This window comes from Thermosynechococcus sp. OHK43, from assembly GCF_014466085.1.
Lineage (GTDB): Bacteria > Cyanobacteriota > Cyanobacteriia > Thermosynechococcales > Thermosynechococcaceae > Thermosynechococcus.
The window spans coordinates 1-7,566 of the sequence record NZ_JACOMP010000155.1; the positions used below are offsets into that span (position 1 = coordinate 1).

A 7,566-nucleotide genomic window follows, 5' to 3' on the forward strand; every position below is an offset into this window, starting at 1 on the left:
GCATCAAAGCGTGCCAAGAGTGCCGCAGAAATATACCCTTGATCCTGCTGAATCGCCGTGTAAATTGCTGTGGCAAGGGGTTCCACTTCGGCTTCCCGTAGCTCAATGGTGGCACTGGTGTTGTGGGTGGTGTAATGTTGCTGCACCTGCATATAGAAGTCAAACTGCGCTAAGGCGGAAAACTGGCTAACATCAATCGTGTCTGCCCCCGCTAGATCTGCCCAAGAGACAGCAACGGGAATTTCCACTAGCCACTCGGTACACCGCGGATCAAAGGGATCATCCAGAAGCTTACCCGTCTCATCCTTATCGGACTGGGAGGGGATGACATTGTAGCCATAGTCATAGCAAGCCATCGCCACTGCGTCGCCCTTGCGGAAGGTAATCCGCCGAATAAAGCGTTGGGCCTTTGGGGGATGCCAACCGGGAGAGGCACCCGTCAGCAGGGATTTAGTACCGGAGGGTTGGACAGTGGTACAGCGATTGGGGCGCTTGAGGCCATGTCGATCGCAATACTCCCAAACGGCCTCATGGACAATCCACCGCCAGCGTTGGAGGAAAGCGGCTTCTTGGGCTTTGAATTGGCGCCCTTGGGGTGTATCGGGGCGTCCGGCGGCCCACCATTCCAGCCAAGGCACACCAAAGGCATGGACAAAGAAATCGAAGAGTCCCGTAAAGCTGACGCCAACGATGGGATCAATGGCACGGGAGTATTGATAGCGCTCAACAACAAACCGATGGTTTAACAGGGCAGCAACGGAGAGGGCACCCGCTTTGAAGGCTTTTTCTTGGGTGGCTGTATCCGCTGGATCAATCTGATTGAGGTGAATTTCTGCAAGGTTACAGTGAAAATCCGCACCAATAATTTCCCCACAGGGATTGAGGCCATAGCGACCAAGGCGATGGGCAAGCTCCCGCTGATCCATGGCAGGCAAGAGCTTCTGCAAAAAGGCGTCCCCCTGTTGATTTTCATAGGCACGGAGAAAAGCCTGCTTCAGATGGGGTGTGGTTAGAAGATCGGCGTTGGCGCGGGCGATCGCCTCCCCTGCCCATTGAATAGCGCCTTCCCCAGAATAGAACTGACTTCGCACCGCATTGATACATTCTTCAAGACTCGGCTTCCTGTGGAAGACACGGGTATGGTTGGCCATTCGTAGAGCATCCCGCTTGGGATCGATGCGCCAATTGCCCTGCTCATCCTGCTGCCAGAGGTTTTGCTTGGCCTGGGCAAAGGCCTCATCGTCACTAGCGCCCTGACGCATGCCCGCCGATCGCCTCACATTACCCGCAACGACGACAACGGCTGCCTCGTCAATCAGCAGACAGCACTCCACAGAGGTCAACTGCCGACCCACTGCGGCATTTAACAGGACAGCACAGCGATGGTAGAGGTCTGGCAGCTTTACTGGATTGGCCACTCCGCCAAACCCCTTGAGCCGCTCACCTGTCGGACGCACATCACTGATGTCAATCGTGACCTGAACTGAACCACCGAGGTGCGGGTTGCTGGCTAGTTCAAGAAGCGTTTGGTAAGACTTCACCCAGCCTTGGCGGCTATCCCCCACTTTGATCTGGCAGGTCTGCCCCGTGAGTGTGACGGTGGTGTGCTCTTGACGCGCTTCCCTGGGGGTTTGACCAATTGCGCCGATAACGGTGACCTCTAGGCGATTGCAAATGGGAGGTAACTGAGAGATGTATTTTGGTTCCAGAATTGCCCCTGTGCCACAGCCTTGCATGGCCAAGTCCATCATGAGGCCAAAGGAATCCCAATCCACAACATTGGTGCTGGTGCAGTTGTAGGCACCGGAAAAGTTCTCGGGCTGGCGTACCCAATCGGTGCCGCCGACCCACAGCCAACGGCCAGAGGGCAGGGCCTTCAGCTCCTGCTGCATTTCCCTCAGCAGTGCTACTTCCGCTTCGGTGAGGTGCCCCACTTCCTGTAGGCCTTTGAGGGTGCGATCGCACACCTGTGGCCAACTCTCCCGCTCGCCCGCTTCATTTTGGCGGCTGTAGGTACGGTAAAACACGGGATAGGCTGTGGGGGCTGTAGTGGGGAAGCTGGTTTGGGGACGGGGAGGATTTTGCACCATAGGGTTAGGATTCAATGGCTAATACTAGGTGTAGTGTACCGAAGCCATCCTTGGCGGTCAATAAGCACTAATTATAGGGTGATCCCCAACTGCCCTGCCACACCGATAGGGAGATGCTAAGATAGCAGGAAGTTTTTGCTTTGGGTCCAGAGTCAATGGTTGCTGCTCCCTCGACCTCCTTCAGTACTGATGCCTTTGACCAAGTGGTGATGACCACCTATAGCCGCTTTCCGATTGCGCTCGTGGGCGGTGAAGGCTGTCGGGTTTGGGATGATCAAGGCCGCAGCTATCTAGACTTTGTGGCGGGCATTGCCACCTGTACCCTCGGCCATGCCCATCCAGCCTTAGTGGAGGCGGTCAGCCGCCAAATGCAAACGCTGCACCACGTTTCGAATCTGTATTACATTCCCCAACAGGGGGCATTGGCGCAGTGGTTGGTGGCTCACTCCTGTGGCGATCGCGTCTTTTTCTGCAATTCTGGTGCTGAAGCCAACGAAGCGGCCATTAAACTGGCCCGTAAATATGCCCATACCGTTCGCCACATTGCCAACCCAATCATCATTACAGCACAGGCCAGCTTCCACGGACGTACCCTGGCGACGATAACCGCTACGGGACAACCAAAATACCAAAAACACTTTGACCCCTTGGTGCCCGGCTTTGCCTATGTGCCCTACAACGACTTAGGTGCTCTAGAAGCCCTCGTGGCCTCCTTGGATCAACCGGAACCGCAGGTGGCAGCCATTCTTTTGGAGCCCTTGCAGGGGGAAGGGGGAGTCCGCCCCGGCGATCGCGCCTACTTTGAGCAGGTACGCCAACTCTGCACAGCAAAAGGCATTCTCCTGATTTTTGATGAAGTGCAAGTGGGCATGGGTCGCACGGGGTCCCTGTGGGGCTATGAAACCCTCGGTGTCGAACCGGATGTTTTCACCGCTGCCAAAGGCCTTGCCGGGGGCGTTCCCATTGGTGCCATGATTGCCAAGGAGTTTTGTGCCGTCTTTCAGCCGGGGGATCACGCCAGTACCTTTGGCGGTAACCCCTTGGCCACGGCAGCAGCCCTCACCGTTTGTGAAACTCTGGAAAAAGAGAATCTCCTCGAAAATGTGCGCGATCGCGGGCAGCAACTGCGGACAGGACTACAGGACCTGGCGGCCACCTATCCCCAACTCATTGCCGAGGTGCGCGGCTGGGGGCTGATCAACGGTCTTGAACTCCAACCCGACACCCCTCTCACCGCTGCTGAAGTCGTCAAAGCTGCCCTTGCTGAGGGGCTATTGCTGGTGCCGGCGGGGCCGAAGGTGGTACGCTTTGTCCCTCCTCTCATTGTCCGTGCTGCCGAGATTGATATGGCCTTAGGGGCAATGAGCCGCGCCTTTGCCCACCTAGCAGCCTAATACTTGAACCTCAGCAGATGAGGAACCAGAAGGTGGCCAAACTGTTTAGCACAGTCAGCGGGTTGTCTGGTCAGTGCTATTTTTTTGTGCCCTGCTGGGGCATCTGTGGTTGGCTGTGCCCTTGGTATGAGCTTTGCCTTGCCGCAGGGATGCTCAGTGTTGGAGAAATGGCTCAAAGGGCGCTGGTGGCTAGCCCATGGGTGCTGGCTTCGGAACTGATCCGCCGCTGAAACGGTAACCCTACTGTTCGAGACTAAAGCACATCCTTACGCTTTTGAAAGACCCCCACTAGTCCCAGCATCAGGGCAATAATGCCCCCTAAGCGCAGGTGATTGGCAGTAACATTGGCGTTGAAGGTCTGCCCCTGAAGACTCCAAAAGCGATCAATGAGGGCTTCACCGCTGGCGATCGCCCGCCCCCGCTGCTCTTTCCAGAGGGCAAATTGCTCTTGCCAGCGATCCATGGCCCTCTGATAGGCTTTGACCCGCTGATTGTACTCCTCGACGCGATCGCGATAGGCCTGATTCAACTCTAAGACGGACTTGGGCAGTGCCGGTGGATCACCTGGTTCCGCAGGTTGGGGGGGTTCTGGTTCATCCACAGCGGGGTGGTACTCCTTGCGCACCCCTGGAAAGTGGCAACGCCGGAAGAGGTTCTCGCCAAAGCAGGGACACTGAGCCAAAGCTTCAGGACTTCGCTTCTCCCGTACCGACTTCGGTTGCTGCCAGCAGGGATCTTGAGCCACATCCTGACCAAAGCCCAAGAGGGAAACCACATTGGCATAGCCCCAGCGGGTCAAGGTGACATCGCTGATCCAATTGCCCACTGGCCCTAGATCCTTGAGGGGAATAATGGCACCGGCAAAGGTAATCTGCGGCACCAAAAAGAGAATCGTGAGTAGAGGAGCAACCGTCTGAGTGGGGGAGAGGGCAGAAACCAGTAACCCCATTACCATGCCACCAAAGGTCACCAGAAACAGTGTCAAGTAAAGGCCAGCGATCGCCCCAATACCGAGGCTAAGATTGATCGCCAAAAACTTCATCCCCAAGAAAATGGCTGCTTGGTATAGTGCCAGGACCACTGCTGGGCCCAGCTTTGAAAAAATATAGGGCCACAGCCCCAACCCCACCATCCGCTCACGGCGATAGATCTCCAGTTCCTTAACAATTTCGCGCATCGTGGCTAGGCTGCCCACCATCACGGCAATGAGCACAGTAACAAAGGCCATCGTAAATGCCTGCCCCGCATCCCCTTGATCTGGATCAAGAATCATTGGCTTCCAGAGGACAAAATCCAAGGCTCCCAAAATCGGCGCCAAAGAGAGCATGAGAATGAGGGCCGCCCGATCCTGTCGCAAAATGGCCAAGTTTCGCCGGATGAGAATCCACCACTGCCGCCATGGTGCCACTCGGGGAATCGTTGCTTTTTGATGTTGGGGCTGGACCTGTCGCGTTGCCCCTGTATCCACATTGAGGGGACGCTGTCGCTCCACCACATAGGTTTGATACAGATGAGACTGGCGATAGCGTTGCTGCCATAGGGCCGGATTAGCTTCGCTCTCAATCTTGAGGTAAATTTCATCAAAATCTTGAACATCAAAATAGCTGAGGGCTTGATCCGGTGGACCAAAATAGGCAAGGTAGCCGCCCCGCGCCAAAAACACCACCAAATCGCAGAGCATCACATTCTTAGTGGCATGGGTAATGAGTAAAATCGTTCGCCCCTGATCCGCCAACTGCCGCAACAGCCGCATCATTTGGGTTTCCGTGCCCGGATCTAAGCCAGAAGTTGCCTCATCCAAGAAAAACAAACTGGGGCGGGTGAGCAATTCCACACCAATCGACACCCGCTTGCGCTGACCACCACTCAGTTGCTTAACAAGGACATGCCGCTGCGCTGTCAACTCCAACTCCGCCAGAACCCGGTTCACCTGTTCCTGTCGCTCTTGATCGCTAAAATCAGCGGGTAGGCGCAGTCGTGCTGCATAATCTAGGGCTTGAGCCACAGTTAACTCCCGGTGGATAATGTCATCCTGAGGCACATAGCCAATCTGGGTGCGGTATGTTCCAAAGTAGCGGTACAGATCATGGCCGTTGACCAGTACCATGCCCTTCGTGGCAGGACGAAAACCATTGAGGGCATCGAGCAGCGTTGATTTACCAGCACCACTGCCACCAACAATTGCCACAAACTCGCGGGGCAAAATTGAAAGAGAAATATCTTGAAGGAGCTTCGCCCCCTTAGGGGTGGTTTTACTGAGGTGGATGGCGTCGAGACGCAGGTTACCACTGTCATTGTGGGGAACAATGGTTTCGTCGGGGGTAAAAACAGAACTATAGGGACCAATGCGCACCAGCGCACCCGTTGGCAAGACTACAGGTTTGCGGGGTTCAAGGCGTCGGTTGTTGACCAAGGTGCCATTGGCGGAGTTGAGATCGACGATGTACCACTGTCCCTCTTGGAGATAAAGGCGAGCGTGAAACCGTGAGACGACGGGATGATCCAGCACCATATCATTGCTGGGATCGCGGCCAATGCGAACCTGCTGGCGATCGCGCAGTGGGAGGGGTCGAGTTTGCTCAACAACCTCCGTGGCAGGCATCAACAGATATGTGAGGCGCAGCGATTCCCCCACATGAATGACATCTCCCGGTGCCAAGGTATGTTCGCTCATCGTTGTGCCGCGCCAGTGAAGGCCATTCTTGCTGCCCAAGTCAATGATTTTGTAGTGATCCCCCGATCGCACCAGCTTGGCATGGTGAAAGGACACAAAGGGATGGTCAATGGTAATGTCTGCCTTTGGGTCCCGACCGAGAATCAGTTCCTCCTTGAGCAGCGGAAACTCCTGCAACCAGTGAGGCGTTGCCACCTGCAAAATTGGCGTACTAGCAGCCCCCATCACGACCGTGCCTGGCAGTTCCGTTGTTGCCCTGCCATCTGGATCGAAAATGGCTTCAAAGTCCCCAATGCGGAGGCGATCGCCCGCCTTGAGAACCACAGGGGTGCGCGGCCGCAGCTTTGTGCCATTCAAAAAAGTGCCGCTGGCGCTCCCGAGATCCGCCACTTGGTAGCCCGTTTCAGTGGGAAGAATCAAGGCATGGTGGCGGGAAATCCCCTCGCCGACAAGAATCACTTGGCTTTGGGGGTCAGTACCAATGATCAGGCGATCGCGCCCCAGTTGAATTTGCTGTCGTGAACCATCAGCCCCTAAGAGGTTGAGAATGGGCACAGCCATATCCCTTGTTTAGAAACGTTTAGAAACCCCACTTCATTTTGTCACTAGAATTTTGTCACTAGAGAAGGGGTAAGAATTTTCTATTGCGGGAACAAGAAAAAACCCTAAAGTATTATTCGTTACGAAATGATAGGTATTAGATTTGCTAGATTAGCATCCAATTCATTCAAATACTGCCATCCTGTTGCACCTTCTGGCAAAGTCTCCCAGAAATGTAGAACGACATCTTGTTGTGGGGATGTACTCATGTTGATGCACATTGAAATTATTGAAAGCAACCCCCACCTGCGTTCCCTCCTTGGCTGGCACCTACAACAAGGGGGGCACATTGTTCATCTTGCCAGTGGCTGTCAACAGGGACAGGAGGTGTTTCAACTGCGGCATCCCGATTTGGTCGTCCTCGATCTAGACTTAAATGAGGGGAATGGCTTGGCATTATGCCGCTGGCTGCACCATCAAGGCGCCGTTTTGATTTTAGTCCTGTCCGCCCGTGAAGATGAAGCGGATGTGGTGACGGCGCTGCGGGCAGGCGCCGATGATTATTTGGCCAAGCCCTTTGGGATGCAGGAGTTTCTTGCCCGCATCGAGGCCTTGGCACGGCGAGCACGCCCCTGTTTACCCAGCATCTTGAACCTAGGTGAGCTACAAATTGATTTAGTGCAGCGGCGAGTGGTAGTACGCAATGTCCCAGTGGACTTAACACCGCAGGAATTTAGCTTGCTCTATGTCCTCACCCAAATGGGGGGCACGCCTTTGAGTCGTCAGGAGTTGCTGCGGCGGGCTTGGCCAGAGGGCATTGATAACCCCCGCACCGTCGATACGCATATCGTTCGGCTGCGGCGCAAAC

General features: G+C 55.2%; 5 protein-coding genes. 3 read left to right on the plus strand and 2 right to left on the minus strand.

Annotated elements, in window-relative coordinates:
* Positions 1-2,090, minus strand: a 2,090-nt coding sequence (gene nrdJ / locus H8Q75_RS06515) for a ribonucleoside-triphosphate reductase, adenosylcobalamin-dependent (protein WP_297040945.1), incomplete at its 3' end; no start/stop codon positions are given.
* A gap of 155 nt (positions 2,091-2,245) precedes the next feature.
* On the opposite strand from nrdJ, the gene H8Q75_RS06520 reads away from it, so the two are divergent.
* Complete coding sequence (locus H8Q75_RS06520) at positions 2,246-3,484, plus strand: aspartate aminotransferase family protein (RefSeq protein WP_024124382.1); 1,239 nt, start codon at positions 2,246-2,248, stop codon at positions 3,482-3,484.
* A 32-nt stretch (positions 3,485-3,516) separates the two neighbouring features.
* Positions 3,517-3,714, plus strand: a complete 198-nt coding sequence (locus H8Q75_RS06525) for a hypothetical protein (protein WP_157869645.1) — start codon at positions 3,517-3,519, stop codon at positions 3,712-3,714.
* A gap of 23 nt (positions 3,715-3,737) precedes the next feature.
* On the opposite strand, the gene H8Q75_RS06530 is transcribed toward H8Q75_RS06525, so the two are convergent.
* The gene (locus H8Q75_RS06530) at positions 3,738-6,719 is read right to left on the minus strand and encodes an ABC transporter ATP-binding protein/permease (protein ID WP_297040946.1); all 2,982 of its coding nucleotides are present in this window, start codon (positions 6,717-6,719) and stop codon (positions 3,738-3,740) included.
* 246 nt (positions 6,720-6,965) lie between these two features.
* Here H8Q75_RS06530 and H8Q75_RS06535 point away from each other — a divergent pair.
* On the plus strand, positions 6,966-7,566 hold a 601-nt coding region (locus H8Q75_RS06535; RefSeq protein ID WP_297040947.1), incomplete at its 3' end, for a response regulator transcription factor.

Excerpts from the sequence above, each read along its gene's own strand:
- H8Q75_RS06520 (WP_024124382.1), top strand. The coding sequence starts at position 2,246 with ATGGTTGCTGCTCCCTCGACCTCCTTCAGTACTGATGCCTTTGACCAA.
- H8Q75_RS06530 (WP_297040946.1), bottom strand. The coding sequence starts at position 6,719 with ATGGCTGTGCCCATTCTCAACCTCTTAGGGGCTGATGGTTCACGACAG.